The following is a 25,248-nucleotide window of genomic DNA, read 5'->3' on the forward strand; positions in this document are numbered from 1 at the left end:
GCCCCACTACCCGACGTGCACGCGGACCCGGAACTACCCGCGCTACCCGTATCAGCGATCGGACGCGCCGCCGGATCCTTCAAACCCTGCCCGATCACATCGGCCAACTGCTGCTCACCGGACACCGGCGCGGGATCGGCGTTCACTCCGGCGCCCGGTAGTCCTAACGCGAGGACCACCGCGCTCGCCACCAGGGCGGCGCGCAGTGTCCCGCGGATGGTCGTTCGCTTCATCAGATACCTTTCTGCACACAGGTGCGGTTCGGTTCCCGCAGTTTCGAATTCGCTCACTTCGAGAACCGCGGATGACGCTAAAACCGGTCGGCCGTGTGCACGGCAGTAAAAAGAAGCACTCCGTGGAAATCACCATCGGCATTACATCGGGGATAGGAACAGCCACAGCGCATCTCCGCCCTCGGACGGAAGTAACTCTCGCGGCATCCCCATGGCGTAGCTGCTCCGCAGCACCTAAGATACTCGCTGTCTGTTGAGATACTTGTTGGTATATTGCTGGCGTAGAGCATGCGACGGCATGGGTATGGAGGCATCATGAGCGAGCTGTCGAGCGAGAAGCCCCCGGTGGCAACGCAATTCGGCGGAGCGGCCACCTCCGGCGGAGCCACCGATCCGGCAGCGCAGGATCGTCTCCGGGTGAAGCGCGTGCAGATCTGGGCAACCGCCGGCGGGTTACTGTTGGCGCTCCAGTTGTATGTATGGGTGCGATGGGTGACCGGGCCGTATTTCGAGCGGGTGCCCGACGGGCCGACCAGCCCACCGATGTATATGAAGGCGTTCCTGACGATGAACGCCGTCGTGGTGTGCGTCGGTCTGCCGGTGGCGATCTGGTGGTTCATCATCAGGCCGTGGCGCCGGGAGCGCAGGATCACCCTCGACGGCATCCTGCTGGTGTCCATGGGGCTGATGTTCTTCCAGGACCCGCTGCTGAACTACTTGAACACCTGGTGCACCTACAACACGTGGCTGTTCAATCGGGGGTCCTGGTCATCGAATATTCCGGGCTGGGTCTCGCCGGAACAACCGGGCCATCAGGTTGCCGAGCCGCTGCTGGTCAACGCTCCCGGCTACACGGCCGGGGTACTGATGCTCACGATATTCGGCTGCTGGGTGATGCGCCGGATCAAGTCGCGCTGGCCGAATATCACCAATCTGCGACTGATTCTGGCTACCTACGCGTTCACCTTCGTGCTCGACTTCGTCATGGAAGCGGGCTTCATGCTGCCGTTCGGGCTCTACACCTATCCCGGCGCGATCCGATCCGTGTCGTTCGCCGCGGGCACCTATCACCAGTGGCCGATTTACGAGGGACTCATGTGGGGTGCGGTGCAGGCGGGCCTGTGCTGTCTGCGCTACTTCACCGACGATCGTGGTCGCACCGTCGTCGAGCGCGGATTGGATTCCGTCCGTGGCGGATTCGTGCGCCAGCAGTTCGTCCGATTTCTCGCCGTGTTCGCCGCGGTGAGCGCGTGTTTTTTCTTCTTCTACAACGTTCCCGCACAGTGGATCGGCATGCACGCCGATCCGTGGCCCACGGATCACCTGAAGCGCTCCTACTTCAACGGGGGCATCTGCGGTGACGGCACCGACGTACCGTGTCCCGACCCCGCCCTCCCGATACCGACGAAGCGTTCGGGATACATCGACACCGAGGGCAAGCTGATCCTGCCCGAAGGAGCGCATGTTCCAGACACGGTGCCGTTCGAACACACGAAGTGACCCAAGCCTTTCCGGACCGGCACGCATGTCGCTGACAGGCGTGCCGGTCCGGCCGGATATCGCTACGAGACCCCGACTCGTCGAAGCTCCGGCGCGTCGCGGTCGGCGGAGGGGTGGGATTCGAGTTCGTTCGACGGTGTGGGAAGGCGGCGGCTGCGGTCGTAGGCGAGCCCGGCGAGGGCGATGAGTGCGCAGGACGCGGCGGGCAACATTAGTGCCGCCTCGCCGATCCGGCTGCCGAGGACGGTGCCCGCGACGCTGCCCCCGATGAACGTGATGACCGTGGCCGACAGTACGGTGGCCCGCCAGCTGTCGATCCGGTGCCGGCGTGAACGCCCGATCAGCAGGCCGAGATCGGTGACGGTGCCGGTGAAATGGGTGGTGCGGATCTGCATCGTGCGCAAGCTGGAGCTCGCCCCGTTCTGCAGCCCGCAGGCGAGCGCGGCGAGGAAGACCGACAGTGTGTCTCCCGACCAGGCGAAGGCCAGCATGAGCAGTAACGCCTCGCCGGCCATGATGGCGCTGTGCCGAACTCCCGCATGGGTTTTCGCGGGCGCGAGGATCGCGCCGGCCGCCGCCGCACCCATCAGGAATCCCAGGATGATCGCGGCCAGCAGGCTTGTTTCGAACATCCACGGGCTGGCGGCGTCCATCCCAAGCTGTGTTGTCGTCGCGGTCACATTGGCGACCGGGAGGGCTAAGGTCAGGATGGCGACGGCATTGACGAATCCCGCGATCGTCGCGAGCAGTGATCCGTAACCGAGAACGAGCGCGCGATGCGGCGTCGTGAGGCTCATGGCAGGCATACAGCTCCCCGAGTTGTTGTCTGACACTGGCAAACGGGACAAAACGTATCAGGGTCACCTCAGAAAAAGCTGTGAAAATTCGTCCGCGCGGAGCCCCGGAAACCGCCTCTCGCCCAGGTAGAGTCACCGCCGTCCCGAGCTTCAACGCCCTCCGACGCCGAGGCAACGATGACACCGATTCCGGCTGGTTCGTCGCTCTACTCGCTTACCGAACTTCCCCGGTACCCGGACGGGACATCGTTCGGCCCGGATATCGACGCCGCCAACGAGATTCTGTTCTCCGACGCCGATGAGGCGGTGAAGCGAGCCGCGTTCCTCGGGTGGGCCGCACGCCATCAGCCGTGCGTTTTCGGGCGGATGGCCACCAAGTCGGGCACGCCCGCACGGGGATTGGCGATGAACCTGTGCTGGATCGACGAGGCGACGCTGGCCGCCGGGCCGCTCGCGGTCGCCGCGCGGATCGCCGCGGACCGCCGAGCCTGGAAGGAGCAAGCCGCCCGCGGGGAGAGCAGCGCCTTCCTGGTGATCTTCAACAGTCGACAGCTCGCCCGAGCCCGGCCCAGCGCCGAATTCGCCAGGGTGTGTACCGAATTGGCGTCTCTGTACCTCACCGAACACGCGCCCGTCGAGCCGGACGTGATCTACACCGAAGCCATTCCGTTGCGAGGGCGCGATGGGGTACTGCGGTTGTTCAAAGGCAGCGTGCAACTATTCCACACCGGTGCGCACCTGCGCCGTCATCACGACCGCCGCATACCCGGCGGGGTGATGATCTCGGTGAACGGACCCGGTCACTACGCTAATTCCCTTGTCGCCCAGGGCTTGTGCGCGCATTTGGCCGAATCCGCGCCCATGGTCCGGCGTTTGGCCGCGCGTTCCATCGGAGCCGGCGGTCTCGGGGACGATCGCGCCCTGAGCACCACCTGGCACCGGGACGGCCGATCCGCCGAACGCGATACCGCCCGCTGGTTCTCCGCGGCCTACCACCTCGATGTCCTCGTCCAGTCCGACGTACTCGGCGACCCCGGCCTCCGCACCGGTCCCTGTCCCGCACACCAGCAATGGCGCTGGCTGCACCTGGACTACATCGACGCCCGCGAAACCACTCCGGCCGATCGCACCCACGGTTGGTTCCACGGCGTTCCCATCCCCGACCACGCCCTGCACGACAACCCCTGGCATCCGGTCGTCCCCGTCGACGCACCGGATTTCAATTACTGACCCAACGCCTCGACGACGGAAGCGAACATGGTCGCCTTGATGGCCCGGACCGTGTCGGGGTTCTTGCCGAGCAGTGGGTTCAGGCGTTCGACGGCGCGGTCGAGTAGCTGGTCCTCGGTGGCGGTGTCGTCGACGAGCCCGGCGGCGCGGGCCTGCGGGCCGCCGTAGCGGTGGCCGGTGGTCATCGCGGTGATCGCGGCCTGCGGACCGAGTTTGGCCTGGATCAGGGCGGCCATGCCGGGCGTGAACGGGATGTTGATGTCGACCTCGGGGAAGCAGTAGTAGCCGCGGTCCTCGCGCATGACGCGGTAGTCGTGTGCGATCGCCAGCATCGCGCCGGCGCCGAAGCTGTGACCGTTGACCGCCGCCACGGTCGGCATCGGGAAGGTCAGGATCCGGGCGAACAGGCTGTGTACGCGCCCGACGTACCATTCCGCACGGTCGCCGTTGGTCATCAGGAAATCGAGGTCCAGGCCGTTGGAGTAGAACTTCCCGGCACCGACGGTCACCATGCCCTGCGCGGTGGCCTCGATCTCGGTCAGGTGCGTGTCGAGGCTGTCGAGCCAGTCCGGGGAGAACCGGTTTTCGTCGTCGCCGAGGTGTAGCACGGCGATCTTGTCGCGATAGGACAGCTGAGTGGTCATGGTGGTGCCTTTCGATTCGATCAGGCGGCCGGGTCGCCGGGCCGCGCCGGTTCGGGAGGAGTGAGTGCCAGTACCGCCCGCACCGCCGCGGCGAGCCGAGCGCGCGTCGGGGGATCGGGCTCGCGCTGCCCGCGCAGCAGCAACGCGGTGGGTAGTTCCACCACGCAGTCCCGCACGACCGCCACCGACTCGCGGTCGGCGCGATCCCACAGCTCGCGTGAGAGCCGGACGAACAGCGTGGTGAGGGCCTTGTCCAGAGCGGTCAGCCGGGCGGCCACCTCCGCCGGGAGATCGCCGGCGCCGAGCAGTTCCGCGCGATCCACGGTCAGCAGAAATCGTCCCGAGACCGGGTGCCGGAGTAGATATTCCGCGGGCGCGTCCGCCGCGGCCACGACGGCTTCGACGGCGTTGCGCGGCGCCGGTCCGGCGGCCAGAGCCTTGTCTACGGCTTCGCGCTGTAATTCCAGGAAACGCTCTGCCGCGCGCACCCAGACCTGACCCGTCAGCCCCGCCCGCGAGCCGAACGCGTGATAGATCGCCCCATTGGATACCAGCGTGGCCTGCGAGAGCGCGCGAACGGTGACCGCGGCCGGGCCGGATTCCACCGCGATCCGTTGGGCGGTATCCAGCACCCGGTCCAGGTCGTGAGTGCGAGGGCGGGGCATGACCGAACTATAACAGAGCGAATGCTCTGTAATTACGCTCAGGCGGGATTGACCGGTGAGAGTTCCGGTGGCCCCCAGCGGAGCGGTCCGGCGTGGGGTATCTCCACCACCTCGGTGATCTCGAATTCGATCGCGCACTGTGCCCCGGGCGCGAAAGCGGTTTCATTCCAAAGTATTTCGGCCGTGCCGGTGAGTTGCAGGGTGGTGCCGGTGTGCCAATCCGGGATGAACAGCCCACAGCGCGGATCGGTGACGAGATTGCCGAGGGTCATGAACATGGAATTGCCCCGGTAGTCCGGCCAGCGCAACCGGGACGGTGAAAGTACCTGTAGGAAGCCGGGATTGCCGCCGCGATGCGAGGCGTCGGCGTTGCCTTCGGCGTCGACGGTGCCGATGAAGAAGGTGTCGGCGTCGGACACCGCCCGTTGCTGCCGGACGTCGAGCGTCGCGGAGCGCCTGGCCGGGCCCGGAAGGGTCGGGCGGAACTGCGTGATCGCCCGCCGGGAGATGTACTTCGGGCAGTTCGAATACACCTGGTCGGTGGTGATCCGAAGCCCGGCGTCGGTCGGTCCGGCGGTGCCGTTCACCCGCATCCGCCGGCGGCGCTGGGGCTGTAGCGCGATCAATCCGACCTTGCGCGCGCCGCGCAGCGGTTCGGCCAACGGGTCTTCCGACACCGGACGCGCGTCCACGGCCACCGTGCGCGCGTCCTCGGCGTGTGCGAAACCCGGCAGGCCGACGAGCTGACCGGTCCAGACCCGGCCCGCGTCGTCGGCCGCCGCGAGGACGACCATCGGTTGTTCGGCCAGGAACGCCGCGGCCGCGGCGGGTATCTCGGGGCGAATGATGCGGCCTACCCGATCGGCGCTGTCGGCCTGCCCCATGCGGCGCTGTACGGCCAGCTCACCGGTGTGAAATACCGTGGTCACAACGACTCCCGCGAATCAGAAGAAGCCACAGGTCGGTGCCGCGCCGCTCGGCGCGGGAGCCGATTCGGCGCCCCCGGGTGCGTACACCTCGAGCCGGATGCCGTCGGGATCGTCGAAGAAGATGCCGCCCGAGGCCGCGCCCTCACCGTGCGCGACGACGCCGTCGTGGGCGAACGTCACCGCGAGCTCCTTCAGCACCGTCTCCACCTCGCGCACCTGCTCGATGGTCTCCACCTGGAACGAGAGGTGGTGCAACCCAGGGGTTTTCGGGGAGAACGCGCCGGCGCTCTGCTGCCACAGCGTCAGCTGGAGCCGACCGTCGGCGCCCAGGAAGGCGTAGCGGTGCACGCCGTCCCCGCCACCGAGCTGCTCGAAACCCAGTGCGCGCCGGTAGAAGTCGACGGACCGATCCAGATCGGTGACGTTGAGGCCGATGTGGCCGGTGGCGAGCTGCGGTGTGGTCATGGCGATCCTTCGGTAGGAGTAACCGTCAAAATTAGTTTTGACAGTTATAGAACCTAAGGCTGCGCCCAACGCTCGTCAACCCCTGAAAGGAATTTTGAGGGTTAGAATGCACCGGTGACCCAGTGCACGGAAGGGGATGGTTAACCTCAGGCATGCGCGACCCACGCCCGCACGTCGGCGAACCGCTCGCCGTCGACCTGCTGAACACGCGGTGGATGTCGGCGGACGGCCCCCGGGACCTCCTGATCGACCTCGACGGCCTGCGCTGCTGGCTGACCGTCAACGATCTGTCCGACAGCGTGCCCGACGAGCGCACTCGCCACGCCCTGCTGTCCACCCGCGACGCGATCCGGCGCGCGGTGTGCGAGGACGCCTTCGAGGAACTGAACCGGATCCTCGACCACGGCCGCATCCGTCGCGTGCTGACCGCCGCCGGACCGGCCGAGCACCCCGACGTGCCGCGGTCCGAATGGCTGGCGGCCTGGCTGGCCGCGGACAACCTGCTACGGCTGCTGGCCGAGCGCCCCGGTCGCATCAAGCAATGCGCACATCCGCAATGCGTGCTGTTCTTCTACGACACCTCGAAGAACGGCACCCGCCGCTGGCATTCGATGGCCGCCTGCGGCAATCGAGCCAAGGCCGCACGTCACTACGCCAGGAAATCCTGAGCGCCACAGGTCATTCGGCGGGGGATGGCTGGGGATCGGGGAGTTTGATCGCGGAGACGTACATCTCGAGGATGGGGCGGTAGAGATCCAAGGTGTCGAGCTGGCTGGCCAGTTCGATGGCATCGGTGGTGGCGATGAGGACGTGGGCGAACGTCAGGGGTGAGATGGAGAGGGTGGCGCCGATGCGGTCGAGCCCTTCGGCGACGAAGGTTGCCAGGGCCTGGGCTACCTCGGATCGCTTGGCGGCCACACGTTCTCGTGCTTCGGGGTTGCGGAGCAGGTAGAGGGTGAACTCGTGGCCGAGGGCGGCCTGCCCGGCGCCGCGGTCGTCGCTGAGCCGGCGCCAGCGCTGGGCGATCTCGTCGAGTTCGGGTGCGCCGACTTCGGTGGCCGCCGAGATCACCTCGGAGAAGGTGTCGAAGTAGCGGCGCCAGTAGCGGTCGTTCACGGCCAGGAAGAGGTCTTCCTTGGCGGTGAAGTGCTTGTAGATGGCGCCCTTCGTGTAGCCGGCCATGCGGGCGATGTCGTCGAGAGTCGCTGACATGAAGCCCTTTTCGGCAAACACCGCCTCCGCCGCATCCAGCAGCAACGATCGGGTGTGCTCGAGGCGTCGCTCCACTGTCCACCGCTCAACCATGCCCCGGAGTCTACCAAGAGAATCCGAGCAACCCATTGGATGCTGAGATACCCGTTGGTATATTGGCGTAGCCGTGCCGCGACGATCGAGAAGGAGACGGTGTCATGAGTGGACCGTCGGACAGCAAGACCGCGCCTACAGTCACCCAGTCGGCCGGTGAGGTGGCCGCGCTGGGCGCCCAGGTTCGATCGCGGGGGAAGCCGGTGCGCATCTGGGCGACGCTCGGCGGCTTGATCCTGGCTTTCCAGCTGTACGTGTGGATTCGGTGGGTCACGGGTCCGTATTTCGAACGGGTGCCGACCGGACCGAGTGATCCGCCGACACTCATGAAGGTCATTCTGATGACCTGGACCGCGGTGATCATCGTCGGTCTGCCGGTGGGCATCTATTACTTCATCGTCCGGCCCTGGCGACGGGAGCGGCGCATCACGCTCGACGGGATGCTGCTGGTGGCGTGCGGTTTGCTGTGGTTTCAGGATCCGCTGCTGAATTACTTCAACACGTGGAGCACATACAACACGTGGATGTGGAACATGGGCTCCTGGGTGCTGCACGTCCCGGGCTGGCGGTCCTACGGGGAGCCGGGTCACATGATGGCCGAGCCGATCCTGATGAACGCGCCCGGTTATTCCTACGGCGTACTGCTGTGCACGATTCTGGGCTGTTGGATCATGCGCCGCGCCAAGGCGCGCTGGCCGCGGATCAATAATTACGGCTTGATCGGCGTGCTGATCGCGTGGACCTTCGTTTTCGATTTCGTCATCGAGGGCCTGTTCCTGATGCCGATGGGTCTGTTCACCTATCCCGGCGCCATCAAATCGCTGTCGATCAACGCCGGCACCTACTACCAGTGGCCGCTGTACGAGGGGCTGATGTGGGGCGGTGTGCAGGCGGGTCTGTGCGCGCTGCGCTATTTCACCGACGACCGGGGCCGCACCTTCGTGGAGCGCGGGCTGGAGCGGATCCAGGGCGGGTTCGTCCAGCAGCAGTTCACCCGGTTCCTCGCGATCTTCGCGGCGTGCAGCGTGTTCTTCTTCGTGTTCTACAACCTGCCCGCGCAGTGGTTCGGCATGCACGCCGAGTCCTGGCCGGAAGACATCCAGAAGCGTTCGTATTTCGACATGGGTATCTGTGGTGAAGGTACGGATCGGTTGTGTCCCGATCCGGTTCTCCCGATACCGGGCAACGACACCGGCTACATCGATCCGAACGGCCGACTCGTCCTGCCCGAAGGTAAAGAGCTACCGAAAATCGTTCCGTTCGACCGGGAGAACTGACCATGCTGACCAATAACCATGCCGCGCGCACTGTTTCGACGGCCCCGTTCTACAAAGCCGTCGGTGACGAGGTGGAGGTATTCCGCGCGGCGGCCGGTCGTGGCCTGCCGGTGTTGCTGAAAGGCCCCACCGGGTGTGGAAAGACACGGTTCGTGGAGGCCATGGCCGCCGAGATCGGGCGCGATCTGATCACCGTCGCCGGACACGAGGACATGACGTCGGCGGATCTCGTGGGCCGATTCCTGCTCAAGGGCGGCGATACGGTCTGGGTGGACGGGCCGCTGACGCGGGCCGTGCGCGAGGGCGCCATCTTCTATCTGGACGAGGTGGTGGAGGCGCGCCAGGACACCACCGTGGTGATCCACCCGCTGGCCGACCATCGGCGTGAGCTACCGGTCGACCGGCTCGGCACGACACTGTCCGCGGCGCCCGGATTTCAGCTGGTGATCTCCTACAACCCCGGCTACCAGAGCGTTCTGAAGAACCTCAAGGAGTCGACGCGGCAGCGATTCGTCGCGATCGAACTCGGGTTCCCGCCCGCCGAGATCGAGATCGAGGTGGTTGCGCACGAAGCCCGGGTCGATATCGACACGGCCCGCGCGCTGGTCACCCTGGGCAACGCCATCCGCAATCTGGACGGGTCACCGCTGCGGGAGGTGTCGTCTACGCGGATGCTGATCCTCGCCGGTGGCTTGGTCGCGGAGGGACTGAGCTTGCGCAGTGCCGTCCAGTCGGCCGTCGTGCAGGCATTGTCCGACGATCACGAAGTCGTCCGCGCGCTCGGCGAACTCGTCGACGCCATCCTGCCCCGATCATGACCGCCGAACCGGACAGCGTCGACCGGTTCCGGCTGCTCGCCACCTTCCTGGCGGGCCGGTCGGTCGACGTCGTGCCGGCGCCGGCCGGCACGGCCGCGCACACCAACGGCCGGACCATTTTCCTCACGGCCGGTTCCGACGCCGAGCAGCGCCGCGAATTGCTGGTGCAGGCCGCGCTGCTCGGGGCGGGAAGCCTGGAACTGCGCCTGCTGAAGTCCCTGCGGGGACGCCCCGCGGTGGCACGACGCTATCTGGCGCTCGAGGGTCGGCGAGTGCTCGCGGAACTCGCCGACCGGATGCCCCTCGCCGCCGACCTGCACGTCGTCGGGACAGCGGGCACCGCGACCGCCGAGGAATCACTCGCCGTGGCCCGAGGACGCAACCCGGTCGCGGATCCGCCGGAATGGTTCGGTGTCATCAGGCCCTCCCGCTTGCTGGCATCGACCGCGGGGCCCGGGGCGCGGCCCACCGACAAGGAGTTGCGCCTGGAATTCGACCCGCTCGACGTGCCCGAGGCCGACGACGAGGACGACGACACCGCGGACTCGGGCGAGAGCAAGATCGCGAAGCTGTTCGAGAATCCGCTGTTCAGCTCGCGCACGCTGCTGGACTTCATGCGAAAGCAGCTGGGCGGCAAGCGTTCTCCGGGTGACGGGCCGGCGGGTGCGGAGGCGCCGGTGCGTGCGGTCCGGCGGGCACAGCAACTCGGAGCGCATGCCCGCCCGCTCCCGACGCGAATCCATTTCACCGACGACGACAAGCCCGGCGTCGCCGTCGGCGTGGGCGGCGCCCTCTACCCGGAATGGGATGTCCACCATCAGCGATACCGGCCCGAATGGTGCCGGGTGATCGACTTCCCGTTCACGGCCGATGCCGATATCGCCGCCGCCGGGGTACCGGCCGACGACGTGCTACGGCGACGCCTGGCCCGAGTCGGCTTGGGCCCCAAGGTACTTCGTGGCCGACCCGACGGCGACGAACTCGATCTCGAGGCGCTCATCGACCTGTTCGTCGACCTGCGCTCGGGCTACTCGCCGCCCGAACACGTCTACCGCGAACACCGCAAACTGGCCCGCGATCTCGGGGTCCTCATCCTGCTCGACGCCTCCGGATCGGCCACCGACACCGATCCCGACGGCCTCGCCGTCCACGACCATCAGCGCCGCGCCGCCGCTACTCTCGCCGTCACTCTCGAGGAACTCGGCGACCGGGTCGCGGTCTACGCCTTCCGATCACAAGGCCGCCACGCCGTCCATCTCCCGGCGATCAAAACCTTCGGACAACGTTTCAGCGCCGTCGGGCGAGCCCGGCTCAACCAGCTCGAGCCCTCCAGTTACACGCGCCTCGGCGCGGGCATTCGCGGCGCGGGCGAAATTCTCAAAACCCAAGCGGGAACCCGGAATCGGCTATTGCTCGTGCTGTCCGACGGGTTCCCCTACGACGACGGTTACGAAGGCCGCTACGCCGAGGCCGATGCCAGTAAGGCTCTGGAGGAACTCCGCGCCGAGGGGGTCGGATGCCTGTGCCTGTCCCTCGGCGCCGGCGCCGATACCGAAGCGCTCGAACGTGTCTTCGGCTCCGCGGGCTACGCCGGCGCCACCACCCTGGCCGAGCTGAGCCCCCGCATGGACGAACTGTTCCTCGCCTCCCTCCGGGAACTCAGCGCGCCGAAAGCGGTGCGCGGATGACGCCGGAGATCGCCACACCGGAGAGGATGTCACCTTGACCATCGAACACACCTCGGCGCGCGCCGACCGGCCGCACTACCATTTCGACCGGCACACACCGGAATACCGGTCCCGATTCCGGGCGATCACCGACGAGATGCACAGCGCCTGCCCCTTGGCATGGACCGAAACCTACGGCGGCCACTGGGTCGCCGCGGGAAATCGTGAAGTCTTCGAACTCGCCCGCTGCCCTTATGTTTCCAATGATCGCGACGTCCACGGACAACGCCGCGGATACCAGGGCATCACCATTCCGACCGGGACCCAGGCGATTCCGATGCGCAGCGGCATCCTGGAGATGGACGACCCCGAGCACCGGGTGTTCCGGTCGGTGCTCAACCCGTATCTGTCACCCAAGGCGGTGAACCGGTGGCTGCCGTTCGTGGACGAACTCGTCCGCGCCTGCCTGGACGAGAAAATCGAATCCGGGCACATCGACTTCGTCGACGACCTCGCCAATATCGTGCCCGCCGTGCTCACCCTCGCCATGCTCGGCATTCCGCTGGTGAAATGGTCGGTCTACAACGAGCCCGCGCATGCCTCGGTCTACACCCCGCCCGATTCACCCGATATGGACCGGGTGACGGAAATGAACATGGTGATGGGTATGGACCTGCTGGCCAATCTGCACGAGATCCGTGAGCATCCCCGCCCGGGGCTGATCGACGCGCTGGCCACCATGCGGATCGACGGTGCGCAACCCGACGATATCGACCTGCTCGGCGTGCTGGCACTGCTCATCGGCGGCGGGTTCGACACCACCACGGCGCTCACCGCCCATGCCCTGGAATGGCTTTCGCAACACCCCGACGACCGCGTCACCCTCAGTCGCGAGCGTGCCGCGCTGCTGGACTCGGCGACCGAGGAATTCCTGCGCTACTTCACTCCCGCACCCGGCGACGGCCGGACGATCTCCGCCGACTGCGAGGTCGCGGGCCAGCCCCTCGAGGAAGGCGAGCGGCTGTGGCTGTCGTGGGCTATGGCCAACCGGGACGCCACCGTCTTCCCCGATCCGCACTCCGTCATCCTGGACCGGAAACGCAACCGCCACTTCAGTTTCGGGCTCGGAATCCACCGCTGCATCGGCTCCAACGTGGCCCGCGTCGTGTTCAAACGCATGCTCGTCGCCGTCCTGGACCGCATGCCCGACTACACCTGCGATCCCGCGGGCACCGTGCACTACGACACCATCGGCATCATCCAGGGAATGCGGAAACTCCCCGCCACCTTCACTCCCGGCCCGCGCCTGGGCGCGGGATTGGACGACACCCTGGAGACTCTGCAACGCCTGTGCGACGAGCAGCGTCTCGCCGCACCGGCGGCCCCGGGACCGTAACCGGCGGGCAGGGCATCGGGCCCTGATCGGCGCATTGATACTCTGCGTTCCAGGAGGTGGCCGGGCCGTGAATACGAGGGTGGCGCAGGCGAGGCTGGAGCGTCGGCGCACGATCGTGGCCGCGGCGGCGGGATTGTTCGCCGCCTGCGGATATCGGGCGGCGAGCATGGAGGAGATCGCCTGCCGGTCCGGGATCAGCAAACCGGTGCTCTACAAGTCGTTCTCGAGCAAGCTCGAACTGTATCTGGCGGTGCTGCACGACGCGGCGGAGGTGCTGCGCGAGACGCTCGCCGCCGCGCTCGCTCCCGGCCTGGACATGCGCGCGATCGTGACGGCGACGGTGGCCGCGATCTTCGACTTCGCCGACAGCCATCCGCGCAGCGCCGCCCTGCTGGCCGGGGCCGCCGTCGCCGAGGAGCCCGCAGCGCAGCGCATGGCTCACCAGGCCGCCGCGATCTGCACCGACACTCTCGAACAGGCACTCGCGCCGTATCGGCTCCCGCGGGCCGAGCAGGGCTGGCTGATCACGACGGAACTGGTCGCGATCGCTCGGTCGTGTGCGCGGGACTGGGTGCTCACCGGCAAGTCACTGCCCAAACACGAGGCCGTCGCCACGACCGCCGGGCTGTGCTGGACCGGCTTGGCCGGTGTCAGGTTGGCCCCGCGCACTCATCTCGGCCGGACGCCGTAGAGCAGGGCGTCGCGCAGGACCGGCAGCAGCACCTTGGGGTTGACCATGTGGTTCTGGCCGTCGATCACTCGGTGCTCCGATCCCGGGATGGCATCGGCCAACTGGCGGGCAACCTCGAGCAGGCTGGCCGGACTCCGTCCGCCGACCGCTACTCGTACGGGCACCTCGATCTTGTTCATGCGATCGACGGGCGGCAGGTCCCGGGTCAAGGCGATGTCGTAGGCGAGGGTGGGGGCGAGCGCTCGCATCGTGGCCCATCCGGGGACGAGGGGGAGCAGGTGGACGAACAGACGCGGCATCCCGATGCCCCGGAGGAAATGCTTGACCGCGCGGGCGTTCTGGCCCTGTTCCAGTAGTGCGTCGACCTGACCGGACAGTGCGGCGTAGGAGTCGCGCTCCGCTTCGTCGTGCACGTAGGAGGCGTCGTAGACGAAGGCTCGATCGATCTTGTGCGGCAACCGCAATGCCGCCTCGAGCGCGAGCACCGCCCCGGACGAATGGCCGTACACGTGCGCTGTCCCGCCGGCGGCATCGATGATCGCCTCGATGTCCTCGACCTCCCGCGCGACGCTGTAGGGAAGCGTGTCGCCGCTGTCCCCGCGGCCGCGGCGGTCGTAGGTGTACACGGTGAATTCGGAGGCGAATACCTTCGCATCGGCGATCACCGGGCGGAATGTGCGGAAACAGGTGGCGCCGGTGATGTAGACGAGTGCGGGTCCGTCGCCGCGCACGTCGTAGGCCAGCTCCGTCCCGTCCGCCGAAAGTGTGGTGTGCAAGTGCTGTGCCCTTCCAGGAGTCGACGCGCTCGGGCGGTCGTGGTCTGTCACCTGTAGACGAGGCGGGGACGCCGGACTCATCGGTGCTCGAAATCCCGCCGCCGGACCGGTCGTGGCGGCACAATGTCGCGATGCGGATATTTGCCCGAGTGTTGCAGGCCTTGGTGGTCGGGGTGTTGGTGTTGGCCGACGGTCACGCTGTGGCCGCGCCGACCACGAGTGTCGCGAGTAGTCGGCTACCCTCCTGGCCGGCTCCCGAGCCGGAGGGGGTGCAGGCGGCGGGGGCGGCGTTGGCCGACGGGTTCACCGGTGCGATGCGGTGGTCGCGGGAGGTGAACACTCCCGCGCCGATCGGCAGTATCGCGAAGGTGATGACCGCGTTGGTGGTGCTCGACTCCGGTGACCTCGAGCGGGCCGTCGAGGTGCCGGAGGGAATCATCGCCTACGACAACAAGTTCGGGGCGAGTACGGCGGACCTGGTTCCGGGCGAGGTGCTGACGGCGCGGCAATTGCTGTATGCGCTGATGTTGCCGTCCGGTTGCGACGCCGCCTACGCACTGGCCGAGGCGTACGGGCCCGGACAAGCCGGATTCATCGACAAGATGAACGACACCGCACGGCGATTGGGCTTGGCCGGTACGCATTTCAGCGATCCCAGCGGGCTGCCGTATCCGACCGGCCACTCCACCTTCGCCACTCCGGCGGATCTGATCACGCTCGGCATGCGCGCGATGCAGTCGCCGGTGTTCCGGGAGATCGTCGGGTCCGCGACCCACCACGTCCCGGCGGGCCCGAACAACCGCGAACACTTCTGGGAGACAACGAATCTGCTGCTGCACGACTATCCCGGGACCGTCGGCATCAAGACCGGATCCACCGACGCCGCGGGTACCTGCCTGCTGTTCGAAACGATCCGGGCCGGAATGCCGTTGATCGGCGTGGTGCTGCACAGCTCGGCCGACAGCGCGGTCGCCGCGGCGGAGGATGCCGAGCGAATGTTGAACTGGGGCTACGGGCCCATCGCGGGTGCGCTGCCGTTCAGTTGGTCGCTAGGGTGATGCCATGGGTCCCGCGAAGATCGTGATCGTCGGCGGTGGTTTCTCGGGTGTCGAGTGCGCCCGCTATCTGGAACGTCATCTGCGTCCGGAGGAAGCGTTCGTTCAGCTCGTCACCCCGGATGCCGGTCTGCTCTATCTGCCGCTGCTACCGCAGGTCGCGTCGGGGGTGCTCAATCCGCGGTCGATCTCGGTGTCGTTGCGGCGGGTGCTGCGCCGCACCGAGGTGGTGCCCGGCATGGCGATCGGGGTGCATCCGGAGACGCGCCAGGTCGTGGTGCGGCGTTCCGCGGGCGCCGAATGCGCGCTCGACTACGACCATCTCGTGCTGGTGCCGGGCAGTATCACACGGGTACTCGACGTGCCCGGCCTGCACGAGCACGGTTTCGGCATGAAGACCCTCGCCCAGGCGATGTTCCTGCGGGACCACGTCTTGCAGCAGCTGGACGTGGCCGCGATGCGCGGCGAGGAGGACGAGGACCGCGAGCGGCTGCACTTCGTCACCATCGGCGCGGGCTACGCCGGGACCGAGACCACCGCCGTGCTCAACAAGGTCACGCAGGCCGCCGCGCGGCGCTACTTCCCGAAACTCGAATCCGGCATGGTGCGCTGGCATCTGGTCACCCGCGGCGACCGGATCATGCCCGAACTCGGCGAGCGGCTCGGCGAGGAGGTCAAACAGAATTTGGCCGAGCGCGGCGTCGAACTGGTCTGCGGCGCCTCGGCGAAAGAGGTTACCGCGCACGGTGTTCAGCTCACCAACGGCCGATTCATCCCGTCGCGCACGGTGTTGTGGACGGCCGGGGTCGAACCCAGCCCGCTCGCAGGGCATTTGGGCGCGGCCACCGACAAGGGCCGGATCGTCGCCGATGCCGACCTCGCCGTGCCCGGCCTCACCGGCGTGTGGGCGTGCGGGGACGCGGCCGCGGTGCCCGATCTGACCGGCGAGGACGGGGCCATCTGCGCGCCGACCGCGCAGCACGCCATGCGGCAGGGCCGCCACCTGGGCAAGAACCTGGTGACCGAACTCCGCGGCCGGGGGCGCACGCCGTACCGGCACCCGGACCTCGGCCTGGTGGTCGACCTCGGCGGCAAGGACGCGGTGGCGCGACCGCTGAAGATCGGGTTGCACGGTATCCCCGCGCAGGCGGTGACCCGCGGCTACCATCTGATGGCGCTGCGCACCCTCGTCGCGCGCGCCCGGGTGGCCTTCGACTGGACCGTCCACGGCCTCAGCGGTGACGACTTCCTGCGAATCGGCTACGGCGACTACGACACTCACACCATCCGCGGATTCGAACAGACCGACTGCTATCTGCCCGCCGAGCAGATCCCGGCGGCCCTGGAGGCGCTGGGCGACCCGGCCAACTGATCGTTAAGTTTCTCGCAAGCCCGGGTGGATACAAGTATGAGGCGGTACGGGCGTGACTCGCTCCGGCCTCAGCAAGACTTGTGACACCGGAGGGAACAGGAAGTCATGTCGTACCCGTACCACCAGCAGGGGCACTATCCTCAGGTGCCGCCGGGCGGCTACCCCCAGCAATACGGTTATCCGCCTGCGCCGTACGGCTATCCGGCCCCGCCGCCCGGCTATCCGCAGCCCGCCGCGAGCGCGGTTCCGGCGGTGTGTGCGGGGCTGCTGTTCGGGCTGTGTTCTGTGCTGTGCTTCGTGCTCGCCGTCCCCGGCTTCGACGGTGCGAAGGTCAGCAGCATGACCCGGCTGATGGCGCTCATCGGCCAGGCGTTCTCCGAACACACCACGCGCAACATCGATTTCGGGGTTACCGTGACGATGACGGTCGGTGGCACGACAGCGTTGCTGGCGGTGCTGCTGATGTGCAGGCTCGGATTCGCTCGCTGGCTCCTGATCGTGCTGAGCGTGCTGGTCGTCGCCTATTACCTCTACGCGCTGGTGCGGCTCGCCGACCTGGACGCGCCGTCGAAGTTCTACACCTGGATCGTGGTGGCCCTGATCGGGTGGACGTCGGCCGCGATCCTCGCCGCTCTGCCCGCCACCGGCCGCGCCATGCGCGGCTATCGCCCGCCGGTCGCCCGATGGTGATCAGCACGCGTCAGCTGTGATTGCTGTGGATTCGCTACTGTATTGTTCGGCGGTATTGTCGGAATGGCGGAGCGGTGCGGGAATGCGCGGGTGAGCGGCCGCCCGATCCGCGCAGCAGTGGACATGGGCGCGACGGCACGAGCTTGGAGGGCTGATGTTGCACACCGATATTCCCACGCGCGGCGAGGTCCGGCGGCTGGTGGGGGAGACCGACCCCTGGAGCGTATCGATCTATACGTCGACCGAGGGCGACCCGGCATCGCCGGACGGTAACCGGATCGCCTTCTCGAACCAGGCACGGGAGGCGCTCGAGCGGATCTCCGACCGGGCGGCGCAGGAGGCGCTGCGCGAGGAGCTGGACGATCTGGCCGACGACGCGGACTTCTGGCGGTTCCAGTCGAATTCCCTTGTGGTACTGGGCACTCCGCAACGGGTGCGGACCTATCGGGTGCCCAATCGACTGCCCGCGGGCGTGTTCGTCGGAGACCGGTTCCACACCAAGCCGCTGCTGCGGGCCACGACGTTCCCGCAGACGGCATTCGTGCTCGCGCTCTCCGAGGGGGCGGTCCGGCTGGTCGAGGTGGGGTCGGACGGCGGCGCCGAGGAGATCCGGGTGCCGGGGCTGCCGCAGAACGCGGCCGACCACGCGCGCAAGGCCTCGCTCAGCGGCCGCGCGCCGAAGGGGCGGATTCAGGGCACGGAAGGCCGCAAACTGCGGGTCCGGCAGTACGCGCGGGCCGTCGACCGGCAGTTGCGCGACGTGCTCGCGGGCCGGGACGTACCGCTGATCCTGGCCGCGACCGAACCGATCGACTCGCTGTATCGGTCGGTCAACAGCTACCCGGTGCTGCTGGACGAATCCCTGGCGGGCAATCCGGAACAACTCTCCGACGCCGAACTCGGCATGCGTGCCCGGCAGATCCTGGACGACTACTACGCTGCGGAACTCGCGGGGCTGCGCGAGCTGTTCGAGCGCCGCCGCGGCGAGGGCCGGGCCGCCACCGATCTCGCCGATATCGCTCGCGCGGCGACCTTCGGCATGGTGGATACGCTGCTGGCGGATATCGATGTGACCGTGGCGGGTTCGATTTCCGAGAGCGGTGAGGTCACCTTCGCCGATCGGTCCGAGGTGGGCGCACCCGGTGTGGTGGACGAGATCTGCCGCCGCGTCCTGCAGACCGACGGCCGGGTATTCGCCGTGCGCGCCGAGGACATGCCCGAAAGCGCCGCGGCCGCGGCCATTCTGCGTTACACGCCGTGATCGTGCGTCTACACCGTATAGCGCCTATGATCCCTTGTCTGACAATAGCTTTCATTGTGATCATCGGCTGACCTGGAGTTACCTCGAGTGCACGCGAATTCCCCGTACCCGCGGCGAGCTGCCCGGTGGCCCACGGGTCACCGGTCGACTCGGAAGGGCCGCGGGTGCCGCTGCATTCGCCGGAGTTCGCCGACGATCCGCACGGCGCCTACCGTGAGATGCGGCGGCGGTTCGGTTCGCTGGCGCCGGTGGAGCTTTCGCCGGGCGTCCCCGCCACCCTGGTCCTCGGTTACCGCGCCGCGCTGAGCGTGCTCAACGATCCCGAACATTTCCCGGCCGACCCGCGGCGCTGGCAGCAGGACATCCCGGCGGACTGCCCGGTGCTGCCGATCATGGAGTGGCGGCCCACCGGAAGCCGCAATGCCGGTGCGGAATTCGCGCGCTACCGGCAGGCGACCATCGCGAGCATCGAGGCGGTCGACCTGTACGGACTGCACGCCACCGTGGAGCAGATCGCGCTGCCGCTGATCGACGGGTTCCAGGCGGACGGCAAGGCGGATCTGCTGTCGCAGTACGCGTTTCCGCTGACGTTCCAGGTCTGCTGCGCCATGGTCGGTTGCCCGCCGGAGATCGGTCAGCAGGTGGCGACGGGCATGGCCGCGATGTTCGACGGGACGAACGCCGAGCAGGGCAACCGGATGGTCGACGACGCGATGCGCCGGCTCGTGGCACTGAAGCGGGCCGAACCGGGCAACGACGTCGCCTCGATGCTGCTGCAGCATCCCTCGGAGCTGGACGAGGACGAACTGGTCCACCAGCTCGTGACCTTCTACGGCGCGGGAATCGAGTTGCAGCTCAACCTGATCGTCAACACGCTGCTGCTGATCACCTGGCGTTCGGCATCGGCCAGCACGCCTGCCCCGTCCGCTCGCTGGCCTACCTGATCGCCCAGGACGCCATCGACCAACTGCTGGACATGCTGCCCGACATGCGTCCCGACCTGCCCGGCGGCGAACCCACCTGGCGCCCTGGGCCTTTCCACCGCGCGCTGGCGGCACTGCCCGTCACGTGGTGAGTCCACGCCGCCGGTGGCCGCGTACCCGTGTCACGCCACGCCGTACGAAGGGGCGCGCCGGGGGTTCCGGTGAAGGGTCGAGATCGGCGCCGATGTAATGGGACAATCGCGGCAGACACCGCGGCGCGAACGTGGCCGGGCGGTACGGTGACGAGGCGAGGTAGCCATGAAGACCGGAAGCATCCTTCTCGTGATCTGGTTGATCATCGGATTCGTCGCCGCGGCGCAGCGCCACTACTTCGACTCCGGCCCGATCACCTGCGCCAGCTTCGGCAACATCGCCCTGACGATCGTCGCGGGCCCGCTCAATTACATGGGCGTCAATCCGCATCTGGGGAATTGCGAACTGCCGACACCTAGTCCGTGACACTGTGGCGGCCGTACTGCCGTACGAGCATGGTCAGCCCGGTGATCAGGAGCAGGGCCAGCGGGAACAGCGGCAGGTACGACACCCACACGACCGGTTCGGGTAGTGCCAGGGCGACGATGGTGGCGAGCACGGTCGCGGTGAACACCGCGGCCGACCACCGGTGCGTCGTGCGGATCGCTCCTGCCCGCCGCCCGCGCGCCAAGAGGGCGAGGCCGGACAGCAGAAGCAGGATCAACGGCGGCAGGGGCACGTAGGACAGCCAGGCCGGGCCCCGCAACGCCAGGCCGACGACGGTGACGACGAGTGTCGCGACGAAAGTCAGGGCCAGCCGGCGGTGCCACTGCCGAATTCGCGTATTCCAACTCATGGTGGAGACGGTAGCCACGGGCCGGTGACCAGGGCTTCTCGATTCCTGATCGGTTCGGAACCGGACACTCGTACGATGACGGCATGCGAACTGCCGACCCGCTTCGTGACGCCGCGGCGTTGTGGGATATCGCGCTGCCGTCCCGGCCGGGGTGCCCGGCGGGAGTCAGCATGGCGGGGTTCCGTGGCCGGACGGGCGATCACATCGATATTCGGGTGGTGCCGTATCCCGCCGTCACGGTGTTCGTCGATTTCGGGGACGCGCTGCTGATCGACGACGGCAGTCGCGCCCGGCAGCGCGGGACCGTGGTGGTCGGGATGGCTCCCGCCGGTGTGCGGGGACGCGGCCGCGATATCGACTGCCTGCAGATCCGGTTGTCACCGGTGGTCGCGCACGCGGCGCTGGGGGCGAGCGCGGAGCTGAACGGGACGGTGACCGCACTCGACGACCTCTGGGGCGCCGACGCCGCGCGAGTCCGAGAGCAACTGCACGCCGCGCGAGACTGGGACGAGCGGTTCGCGGTCGCCGCGGCCGCGGTCGCGCGGCGGTGCCGGACGGGCCGCCCGGTCGATCCGGAGATCGCCTTCGCCTGGGACCGCCTGGTGGCGAGCCGCGGACAGATCCGAATCGACTGGCTCGCAAGCGAATTGGGCTGGAGCCGCAAGCGGTTGTGGTCTCGGTTCCGGGCCCAGGTCGGTCTCACTCCCAAGCAGGCGGCCCAGCTGGTCCGCTTCGATCACGCGGCGCACCGTCTCGCCGGTGGCCACAGCGCCGCGGTGGTGGCGGCGGAGAGCGGTTATGCCGACCAGTCCCACCTGCACCGCGAGGTCATGACCTTCGCCGGGGTGACTCCGGCGGCCGTCGCTGTCGCACCCTGGCTCGCGGTCGACGACGTCGCGTGGGCGGCCCCGGAACGGTCGCCCGCCCGCTGATTCCGGCCGCTCGTGACGTCGGCCACAGGGAACATTTGTCCAAGACGCCCTCGTGCTGCGCTGGCGATGCTTCCAGTCATGTGGAGGCGCGCCCGGTCATGCGGTCCGGCGCGATGTGCTCGAGGAGGAGTCATGGACGACGTCACCGGCGTCGGACGGTCGCTGGGCGGTCTGGCGCTGCTGCGCCCCTATCTGCCGGGCTTCGCCGCCGTAGTGGTGTTGCAGGTGATCGGGGCCGTGGCGGGGCTGGCACCGCTGCTGGCGGTCGTCGAACTGGGCCGGAATCTGTTGTCGCCCGGCCCGATCGACCACGGCCGGGTCTGGTTCGCGGTCGGCGCCGGTGCGGCCGGATTGCTGGTGAAGCTGTTGTGCACGGCGGCGTCGTCGGGTATCGGGCATCTCCTCGACGGCCGGATACAACTGTCGTTCCGCAGGCAGCTGGCCGATCGGCTGGGCCGGGTGCCGATCGGCTGGCTGTCCCGCCGCCGGACCGGCGAGCTGACCAAGGTGGTCGGCGAGGATGTGAGCGCGGTGCATCCGTTCATCGCCCACACGCCCGGCGAACTGGTCTCGGCGTTCGTGGTGCCGCTGGTGTCGCTGGTCTACCTGTTCACGGTCGACTGGCGGCTCACCCTCGTGACGCTGATTCCGGTCGCGCTGGCGGTGGCGCTGGTGCCGCTGATGATGACCGCGCAGCGGCTGCGCGAACAGCGGGAGTTCGACGCGGCGATGGGCCGGATCGCGAACTCGGTGGTGGAGTTCGTGCAGGGCATCTCGGTGGTCAAGGCGTTCGGCGGCGCCGGCCGGGCACATCGCCGATTCATCACGGCCGCAGACGATTTCGCCGACATCTTCCTGCGGATGGTCCGCGGGCTGGCCGCGCCCGCCGCCGCCATGCAGGTCGTGCTGTCGCCGCCGTTCGTGCTGCTGGCCGTGCTGACCGGCGGTGCGGTGCTGATCACCGGCGGCAGCCTGGCTCCGGCCGATCTGCTGCCGTTCCTGCTGCTGGGACTGGGGCTGACGGCGCCGGTGGCGGCGCTGGGCCACGGCTTCGACGACATGCAGGCCGCGCGGCGCGCGGTCGGCCGGATCCGGGACGTGCTCGCGCAACCGCCACTGCCCGAACCCGCGCAACCTGTTGTGCCGCAGGGACACCGGGTCGAACTGTGCGACGTCTGGTTCGGCTACGACGCCGATCGTCCGGTGCTGCGCGGGATCGACCTGATACTGGAACCGGGCACGGTCACCGCGCTCGTCGGGCCGTCGGGGAGCGGGAAATCCACACTGGTCCAGCTGTTGCCGCGGTTCTTCGACCCGGAGCGCGGGCGCATCACCCTGGGCGGTGTCGATCTGCGCGACATCGACCCGGTGGAGCTGTACCGGCGGGTGTCGTTCGTCTTCCAGGACGTCCGCCTGCTGCGTGCGTCGGTGGCGGACAACATCGCGCTGGCGGTGCCGCACGCCGACCGCGACGACGTGGTCCGCGCCGCGCGGCTGGCCGGCATCCACGACCGGATTCTGCGGCTGCCCGACGGCTACGACACCGTGCTCGGCAATGGGTCCGCGCTCTCCGGCGGTGAGGCGCAACGTATTTCGCTCGCCCGCGCGCTGCTGGCCGACACACCCGTCCTGGTGCTCGACGAGGCGACCGCCTTCGCCGACCCGCAGACCGAACAGGCCGTCCGCCGGGCCCTGTCGACGCTGACCGGCGACCGGACGATCCTGGTGATCGCCCACCGGCTGGAGACGGTCGCCGACGCCGACACGATCGTGGTGCTGGCGGACGGCGCCGTCGCCGAACGCGGCGCGCCCGCCGAATTGCTGTCGCGGGACGGGCATTTCGCCGCGTTCTGGCGGTCGCACCGCTCGGCCCTCGACGACGACATCGACACGCACGCGGTCGCGGCGACCGCATCCGACAACACAGGAGAACCAGCCCGATGATCCGCATGCTGCTGCGCGTACTGGGCCCCGAATACGCCCGGCCGGTGCGCCGCACCGTGGCCCTGATGACGGCGGCCGCGGTCGCCGAGGGGTTGTCCTACGCCCTGCTGGTCCCGGTGCTGCGCGCCCTGTTCGGCGGCACGCCCGGCGACGCCCGGCCCTGGCTGCTCGCCTTCGCGGTCGCCGTCGCCGGTTACGCCATACTGCGCTACCGCAGCGACCTGTCCGGCTTCCGGGTCGGGACCACGCTCTTGCGCGGCGTGTACCGCCGCCTGGGCGACCATCTGGCGCGGCTACCGCTCGGCTGGTACACCGCCGGACGGGTCGGTGAGGTGTCGGTGCTGGCGAGTCGCGGTGTGCTGCAGGCGATGAGCGTGATCGCGCACCTGCTGGCGCCGCTCGTCGCCGCGTCGGTGACGCCCGCGACGATCGTCGTCGTGCTGTTCGCCTTCGACTGGCGGATGGGGCTGGCCGCGGTGGCCGCCGCGCCCGTCGTGGTGGCGATCCAGCTCAGGACCGGGCGCTCGACCGCCGCCACGGACGCCGAACGGCACGAACGCGAGCAGGACGCGACCGGACGGGTCATCGAGTACCTCCAGGCGCAGCCGGTGCTGCGGGCGGGTGGCCGGACCGTGGCGGGCTTCCGGTCGCTCGACGATTCACTGCGCGGGCTGCAGCGCGCGTCCCGGCGTTCGACGCTGGCGGCGCTGCCCGGCATCCTGGGCCTGACCCTCACGGTGCAGACGGTGTTCACCGTGCTGCTGGTGCTCGGCACCGCCCTGGCGCTCGGCGGAAACATCGGCGCCGCAGAGGTATTGGCGGTGCTGGTGCTCGCCGCGCGCTGTGCCGACCCGCTGCTGTCGCTCGCGGAGATCGGCGGCCGGGTCCGCGCCGCCCGTGCCGAGCTGATCAGGCTCGACGCGGTGCTGCGCACGGCGCCGCTGCCCGAGCCACCCGAGCCGGCCCGGCCCGAGCGCTACGACCTGGCGTTCGAGTCGGTCTCCTTCCGGCACGGCGACCGCGCGGTGCTGGACGACGTATCGCTGACGGTGCCGCAGGGCCGGCGGCTGGCCGTGGTCGGGCCGTCGGGCGCGGGCAAGAGCACGCTGCTGCAACTGCTCGCCCGGTTCTACGACGTCGATGCCGGCGCCGTGCGCATGGGCGGTGTGGACGTGCGCTCGATCGAGACCGAGGGCCTGATGGCGCGGATCGCCGTGGTGTTCCAGGACGTCTACCTCTTCGACGGGACCATCGAGGAGAACGTGCGGCTCGGCCGTCCCGATGCCGCCGACGCCGAGGTGCGGGCGGCGGGCGCCGCGGCGCGGCTGGACGAGGTCGTCGATCGGCTGCCCGACGGCTGGGCCACCAAGGTCGGCGAGGGCGGCGCCTTCCTGTCCGGCGGTGAGCGCCAACGTGTTTCGATCGCGCGGGCGCTGCTGAAGGACGCTCCCGTCGTGCTGCTGGACGAGGTCACCTCGGCCCTCGACCCGATCAACGAGACCGCCGTCCACGACGGCATCGAACAGCTCATGGCGGGCCGCACCGTGGTCCTGGTCGCCCACCGGCTACGCACTGTGCGCCGCGCCGACCGCATCGTCTTCCTGGACGGCGGGCACATCGTCGAGGACGGCACCCACGACGACCTGATCCGCCGCGGCGGCCGCTACGCCGAATTCTGGAACCTGTCGACGGTGTCGGCCGACATGGCCTGAGCCTCCCGTCCCGAGGCCCAGCCGCCTTCGCGTCTTGTTGATTCCAACTGGTGACGTGACAAGTCTCGCGGCGGACC

General features: G+C 68.3%; 25 protein-coding genes and 1 pseudogene. 17 read left to right on the forward strand and 9 right to left on the reverse strand.

The features are described from left to right. Nucleotides 1-233, reverse strand: a pseudogene (locus QH470_RS05725) (lipase); the annotation flags it as partial. A gap of 315 nt (nucleotides 234-548) precedes the next feature. Here QH470_RS05725 and QH470_RS05730 point away from each other — a divergent pair. Further along, the gene (locus QH470_RS05730) at nucleotides 549-1,733 is read left to right on the forward strand and encodes a spirocyclase AveC family protein (RefSeq protein WP_280271207.1); all 1,185 of its coding nucleotides are present in this window, start codon (nucleotides 549-551) and stop codon (nucleotides 1,731-1,733) included. 62 nt (nucleotides 1,734-1,795) lie between these two features. On the opposite strand, the gene QH470_RS05735 is transcribed toward QH470_RS05730, so the two are convergent. After that, the gene (locus QH470_RS05735) at nucleotides 1,796-2,539 is read right to left on the reverse strand and encodes a YoaK family protein (protein ID WP_280271208.1); all 744 of its coding nucleotides are present in this window, start codon (nucleotides 2,537-2,539) and stop codon (nucleotides 1,796-1,798) included. Between the two features lie 168 nt (nucleotides 2,540-2,707). On the opposite strand from QH470_RS05735, the gene QH470_RS05740 reads away from it, so the two are divergent. Then, nucleotides 2,708-3,760, forward strand: a complete 1,053-nt coding sequence (locus QH470_RS05740) for a hypothetical protein (protein WP_280271209.1) — start codon at nucleotides 2,708-2,710, stop codon at nucleotides 3,758-3,760. Here QH470_RS05740 and QH470_RS05745 read toward each other — a convergent pair. Genes QH470_RS05745 through QH470_RS05760 form a run of 4 tightly spaced genes read right to left on the reverse strand, consistent with a single transcriptional unit; the run spans nucleotide 3,754 to nucleotide 6,463 of the window. Continuing rightward, nucleotides 3,754-4,404 carry an enoyl-CoA hydratase/isomerase family protein gene (locus tag QH470_RS05745; protein ID WP_280271210.1) on the reverse strand — a complete coding sequence of 217 codons (651 nt, stop codon included), beginning with the start codon at nucleotides 4,402-4,404 and terminating at the stop codon, nucleotides 3,754-3,756. The genes QH470_RS05740 and QH470_RS05745 overlap by 7 nt on opposite strands. 20 nt (nucleotides 4,405-4,424) lie before the next feature. Beyond that, nucleotides 4,425-5,069: a TetR/AcrR family transcriptional regulator gene (locus tag QH470_RS05750; RefSeq protein ID WP_280271211.1), complete on the reverse strand. Its 645-nt coding sequence runs from the start codon at nucleotides 5,067-5,069 to the stop codon at nucleotides 4,425-4,427. Nucleotides 5,070-5,107: 38 nt separating this feature from the next. Continuing rightward, a complete protein-coding gene (locus QH470_RS05755; protein ID WP_280271237.1) occupies nucleotides 5,108-5,953 on the reverse strand; it encodes a pyridoxamine 5'-phosphate oxidase family protein in 846 nt (281 codons plus the stop codon). A gap of 60 nt (nucleotides 5,954-6,013) precedes the next feature. Then, the gene (locus QH470_RS05760) at nucleotides 6,014-6,463 is read right to left on the reverse strand and encodes a VOC family protein (protein ID WP_280271212.1); all 450 of its coding nucleotides are present in this window, start codon (nucleotides 6,461-6,463) and stop codon (nucleotides 6,014-6,016) included. Between the two features lie 152 nt (nucleotides 6,464-6,615). Here QH470_RS05760 and QH470_RS05765 point away from each other — a divergent pair, with 152 nt between their 5' ends. Further along, complete coding sequence (locus QH470_RS05765) at nucleotides 6,616-7,131, forward strand: CGNR zinc finger domain-containing protein (protein WP_280271213.1); 516 nt, start codon at nucleotides 6,616-6,618, stop codon at nucleotides 7,129-7,131. 10 nt (nucleotides 7,132-7,141) lie between these two features. Here the strand turns inward: QH470_RS05765 and QH470_RS05770 are convergent, their stop codons facing one another. Then, nucleotides 7,142-7,768: a TetR/AcrR family transcriptional regulator gene (locus QH470_RS05770; RefSeq protein WP_280271214.1), complete on the reverse strand. Its 627-nt coding sequence runs from the start codon at nucleotides 7,766-7,768 to the stop codon at nucleotides 7,142-7,144. Between the two features lie 104 nt (nucleotides 7,769-7,872). Between QH470_RS05770 and QH470_RS05775 the strand changes: the two genes are divergently transcribed. The 5 genes from QH470_RS05775 (at nucleotide 7,873) to QH470_RS05795 (ending at nucleotide 13,617) form a co-directional block, all read left to right on the forward strand. Beyond that, entirely contained in the window at nucleotides 7,873-9,045 is a 1,173-nt protein-coding gene (locus QH470_RS05775; RefSeq protein WP_280271215.1) for a spirocyclase AveC family protein, read from the forward strand. A gap of 2 nt (nucleotides 9,046-9,047) precedes the next feature. Next, a complete protein-coding gene (locus QH470_RS05780) occupies nucleotides 9,048-9,863 on the forward strand; it encodes a CbbQ/NirQ/NorQ/GpvN family protein (protein WP_280271216.1) in 816 nt (271 codons plus the stop codon). Next, a complete protein-coding gene (locus tag QH470_RS38190; protein ID WP_425302612.1) occupies nucleotides 9,860-11,551 on the forward strand; it encodes a nitric oxide reductase activation protein NorD in 1,692 nt (563 codons plus the stop codon). The genes QH470_RS05780 and QH470_RS38190 overlap by 4 nt, the downstream gene beginning before the upstream one ends. A gap of 34 nt (nucleotides 11,552-11,585) precedes the next feature. After that, the gene (locus QH470_RS05790; protein WP_280271217.1) at nucleotides 11,586-12,926 is read left to right on the forward strand and encodes a cytochrome P450; all 1,341 of its coding nucleotides are present in this window, start codon (nucleotides 11,586-11,588) and stop codon (nucleotides 12,924-12,926) included. A 67-nt stretch (nucleotides 12,927-12,993) separates the two neighbouring features. Beyond that, complete coding sequence (locus QH470_RS05795) at nucleotides 12,994-13,617, forward strand: TetR/AcrR family transcriptional regulator (RefSeq protein ID WP_280271218.1); 624 nt, start codon at nucleotides 12,994-12,996, stop codon at nucleotides 13,615-13,617. On the opposite strand, the gene QH470_RS05800 is transcribed toward QH470_RS05795, so the two are convergent. Continuing rightward, nucleotides 13,596-14,444 (reverse strand): alpha/beta fold hydrolase, encoded by an 849-nt coding sequence (locus tag QH470_RS05800; protein WP_280271219.1) that lies wholly within the window; start codon nucleotides 14,442-14,444, stop codon nucleotides 13,596-13,598. The two genes, QH470_RS05795 and QH470_RS05800, sit on opposite strands and share 22 nt — an antisense overlap. Before the next feature lie 80 nt (nucleotides 14,445-14,524). Here QH470_RS05800 and QH470_RS05805 point away from each other — a divergent pair, with 80 nt between their 5' ends. From QH470_RS05805 to QH470_RS05830, 6 genes are all read left to right on the forward strand, one after another. Further along, entirely contained in the window at nucleotides 14,525-15,451 is a 927-nt protein-coding gene (locus QH470_RS05805) for a D-alanyl-D-alanine carboxypeptidase family protein (RefSeq protein WP_280271220.1), read from the forward strand. A gap of 4 nt (nucleotides 15,452-15,455) precedes the next feature. Then, nucleotides 15,456-16,820 (forward strand): NAD(P)/FAD-dependent oxidoreductase, encoded by a 1,365-nt coding sequence (locus QH470_RS05810; protein ID WP_280271221.1) that lies wholly within the window; start codon nucleotides 15,456-15,458, stop codon nucleotides 16,818-16,820. A 105-nt stretch (nucleotides 16,821-16,925) separates the two neighbouring features. Continuing rightward, entirely contained in the window at nucleotides 16,926-17,510 is a 585-nt protein-coding gene (locus QH470_RS05815) for a hypothetical protein (protein ID WP_280271222.1), read from the forward strand. A 154-nt stretch (nucleotides 17,511-17,664) separates the two neighbouring features. Beyond that, nucleotides 17,665-18,771, forward strand: a complete 1,107-nt coding sequence (locus QH470_RS05820; protein WP_280271223.1) for a baeRF11 domain-containing protein — start codon at nucleotides 17,665-17,667, stop codon at nucleotides 18,769-18,771. Nucleotides 18,772-18,935: 164 nt separating this feature from the next. Then, complete coding sequence (locus QH470_RS05825; RefSeq protein WP_342228418.1) at nucleotides 18,936-19,715, forward strand: cytochrome P450 family protein; 780 nt, start codon at nucleotides 18,936-18,938, stop codon at nucleotides 19,713-19,715. A 297-nt stretch (nucleotides 19,716-20,012) separates the two neighbouring features. Beyond that, nucleotides 20,013-20,213 (forward strand): hypothetical protein, encoded by a 201-nt coding sequence (locus QH470_RS05830; protein ID WP_280271224.1) that lies wholly within the window; start codon nucleotides 20,013-20,015, stop codon nucleotides 20,211-20,213. Here the strand turns inward: QH470_RS05830 and QH470_RS05835 are convergent. Further along, nucleotides 20,203-20,583, reverse strand: coding sequence for a hypothetical protein (locus QH470_RS05835; RefSeq protein ID WP_280271225.1), 381 nt, complete (start codon nucleotides 20,581-20,583; stop codon nucleotides 20,203-20,205). The two genes, QH470_RS05830 and QH470_RS05835, sit on opposite strands and share 11 nt — an antisense overlap. Before the next feature lie 83 nt (nucleotides 20,584-20,666). On the opposite strand from QH470_RS05835, the gene QH470_RS05840 reads away from it, so the two are divergent. From QH470_RS05840 to QH470_RS05850, 3 genes are all read left to right on the forward strand, one after another. After that, nucleotides 20,667-21,515 (forward strand): helix-turn-helix domain-containing protein, encoded by an 849-nt coding sequence (locus QH470_RS05840; RefSeq protein ID WP_280271226.1) that lies wholly within the window; start codon nucleotides 20,667-20,669, stop codon nucleotides 21,513-21,515. A 132-nt stretch (nucleotides 21,516-21,647) separates the two neighbouring features. Continuing rightward, on the forward strand, nucleotides 21,648-23,459 hold the full coding sequence (locus tag QH470_RS05845) for an ABC transporter ATP-binding protein (RefSeq protein ID WP_280271227.1): 1,812 nt from the start codon (nucleotides 21,648-21,650) through the stop codon (nucleotides 23,457-23,459). Further along, nucleotides 23,456-25,171 (forward strand): ABC transporter ATP-binding protein, encoded by a 1,716-nt coding sequence (locus tag QH470_RS05850; RefSeq protein ID WP_280271228.1) that lies wholly within the window; start codon nucleotides 23,456-23,458, stop codon nucleotides 25,169-25,171. Before QH470_RS05845 ends, QH470_RS05850 begins: the two co-directional genes overlap by 4 nt. Nucleotides 25,172-25,248: the final 77 nt, after the last annotated feature.

The sequence above is a fragment of the Nocardia wallacei genome (genome assembly GCF_029868745.1).
Classification (GTDB): domain Bacteria; phylum Actinomycetota; class Actinomycetes; order Mycobacteriales; family Mycobacteriaceae; genus Nocardia; species Nocardia wallacei_B.

Bases quoted from the DNA above. Each gene is read 5' to 3' on its own strand.
- QH470_RS05730 (WP_280271207.1), top strand. From the start codon at position 549: ATGAGCGAGCTGTCGAGCGAGAAGCCCCCGGTGGCAACGCAATTCGGC.
- QH470_RS05735 (WP_280271208.1), bottom strand. From the start codon at position 2,539: ATGCCTGCCATGAGCCTCACGACGCCGCATCGCGCGCTCGTTCTCGGT.
- QH470_RS05740 (WP_280271209.1), top strand. From the start codon at position 2,708: ATGACACCGATTCCGGCTGGTTCGTCGCTCTACTCGCTTACCGAACTT.
- QH470_RS05745 (WP_280271210.1), bottom strand. From the start codon at position 4,404: ATGACCACTCAGCTGTCCTATCGCGACAAGATCGCCGTGCTACACCTC.
- QH470_RS05750 (WP_280271211.1), bottom strand. From the start codon at position 5,069: ATGCCCCGCCCTCGCACTCACGACCTGGACCGGGTGCTGGATACCGCC.
- QH470_RS05755 (WP_280271237.1), bottom strand. From the start codon at position 5,953: ATGGGGCAGGCCGACAGCGCCGATCGGGTAGGCCGCATCATTCGCCCC.
- QH470_RS05760 (WP_280271212.1), bottom strand. From the start codon at position 6,463: ATGACCACACCGCAGCTCGCCACCGGCCACATCGGCCTCAACGTCACC.
- QH470_RS05765 (WP_280271213.1), top strand. From the start codon at position 6,616: ATGCGCGACCCACGCCCGCACGTCGGCGAACCGCTCGCCGTCGACCTG.
- QH470_RS05770 (WP_280271214.1), bottom strand. From the start codon at position 7,768: ATGGTTGAGCGGTGGACAGTGGAGCGACGCCTCGAGCACACCCGATCG.
- QH470_RS05775 (WP_280271215.1), top strand. From the start codon at position 7,873: ATGAGTGGACCGTCGGACAGCAAGACCGCGCCTACAGTCACCCAGTCG.
- QH470_RS05780 (WP_280271216.1), top strand. From the start codon at position 9,048: ATGCTGACCAATAACCATGCCGCGCGCACTGTTTCGACGGCCCCGTTC.
- QH470_RS38190 (WP_425302612.1), top strand. From the start codon at position 9,860: ATGACCGCCGAACCGGACAGCGTCGACCGGTTCCGGCTGCTCGCCACC.
- QH470_RS05805 (WP_280271220.1), top strand. From the start codon at position 14,525: ATGCGGATATTTGCCCGAGTGTTGCAGGCCTTGGTGGTCGGGGTGTTG.
- QH470_RS05810 (WP_280271221.1), top strand. From the start codon at position 15,456: ATGGGTCCCGCGAAGATCGTGATCGTCGGCGGTGGTTTCTCGGGTGTC.
- QH470_RS05815 (WP_280271222.1), top strand. From the start codon at position 16,926: ATGTCGTACCCGTACCACCAGCAGGGGCACTATCCTCAGGTGCCGCCG.
- QH470_RS05820 (WP_280271223.1), top strand. From the start codon at position 17,665: ATGTTGCACACCGATATTCCCACGCGCGGCGAGGTCCGGCGGCTGGTG.
- QH470_RS05830 (WP_280271224.1), top strand. From the start codon at position 20,013: ATGAAGACCGGAAGCATCCTTCTCGTGATCTGGTTGATCATCGGATTC.
- QH470_RS05835 (WP_280271225.1), bottom strand. From the start codon at position 20,583: ATGAGTTGGAATACGCGAATTCGGCAGTGGCACCGCCGGCTGGCCCTG.
- QH470_RS05840 (WP_280271226.1), top strand. From the start codon at position 20,667: ATGCGAACTGCCGACCCGCTTCGTGACGCCGCGGCGTTGTGGGATATC.
- QH470_RS05845 (WP_280271227.1), top strand. From the start codon at position 21,648: ATGGACGACGTCACCGGCGTCGGACGGTCGCTGGGCGGTCTGGCGCTG.
- QH470_RS05850 (WP_280271228.1), top strand. From the start codon at position 23,456: ATGATCCGCATGCTGCTGCGCGTACTGGGCCCCGAATACGCCCGGCCG.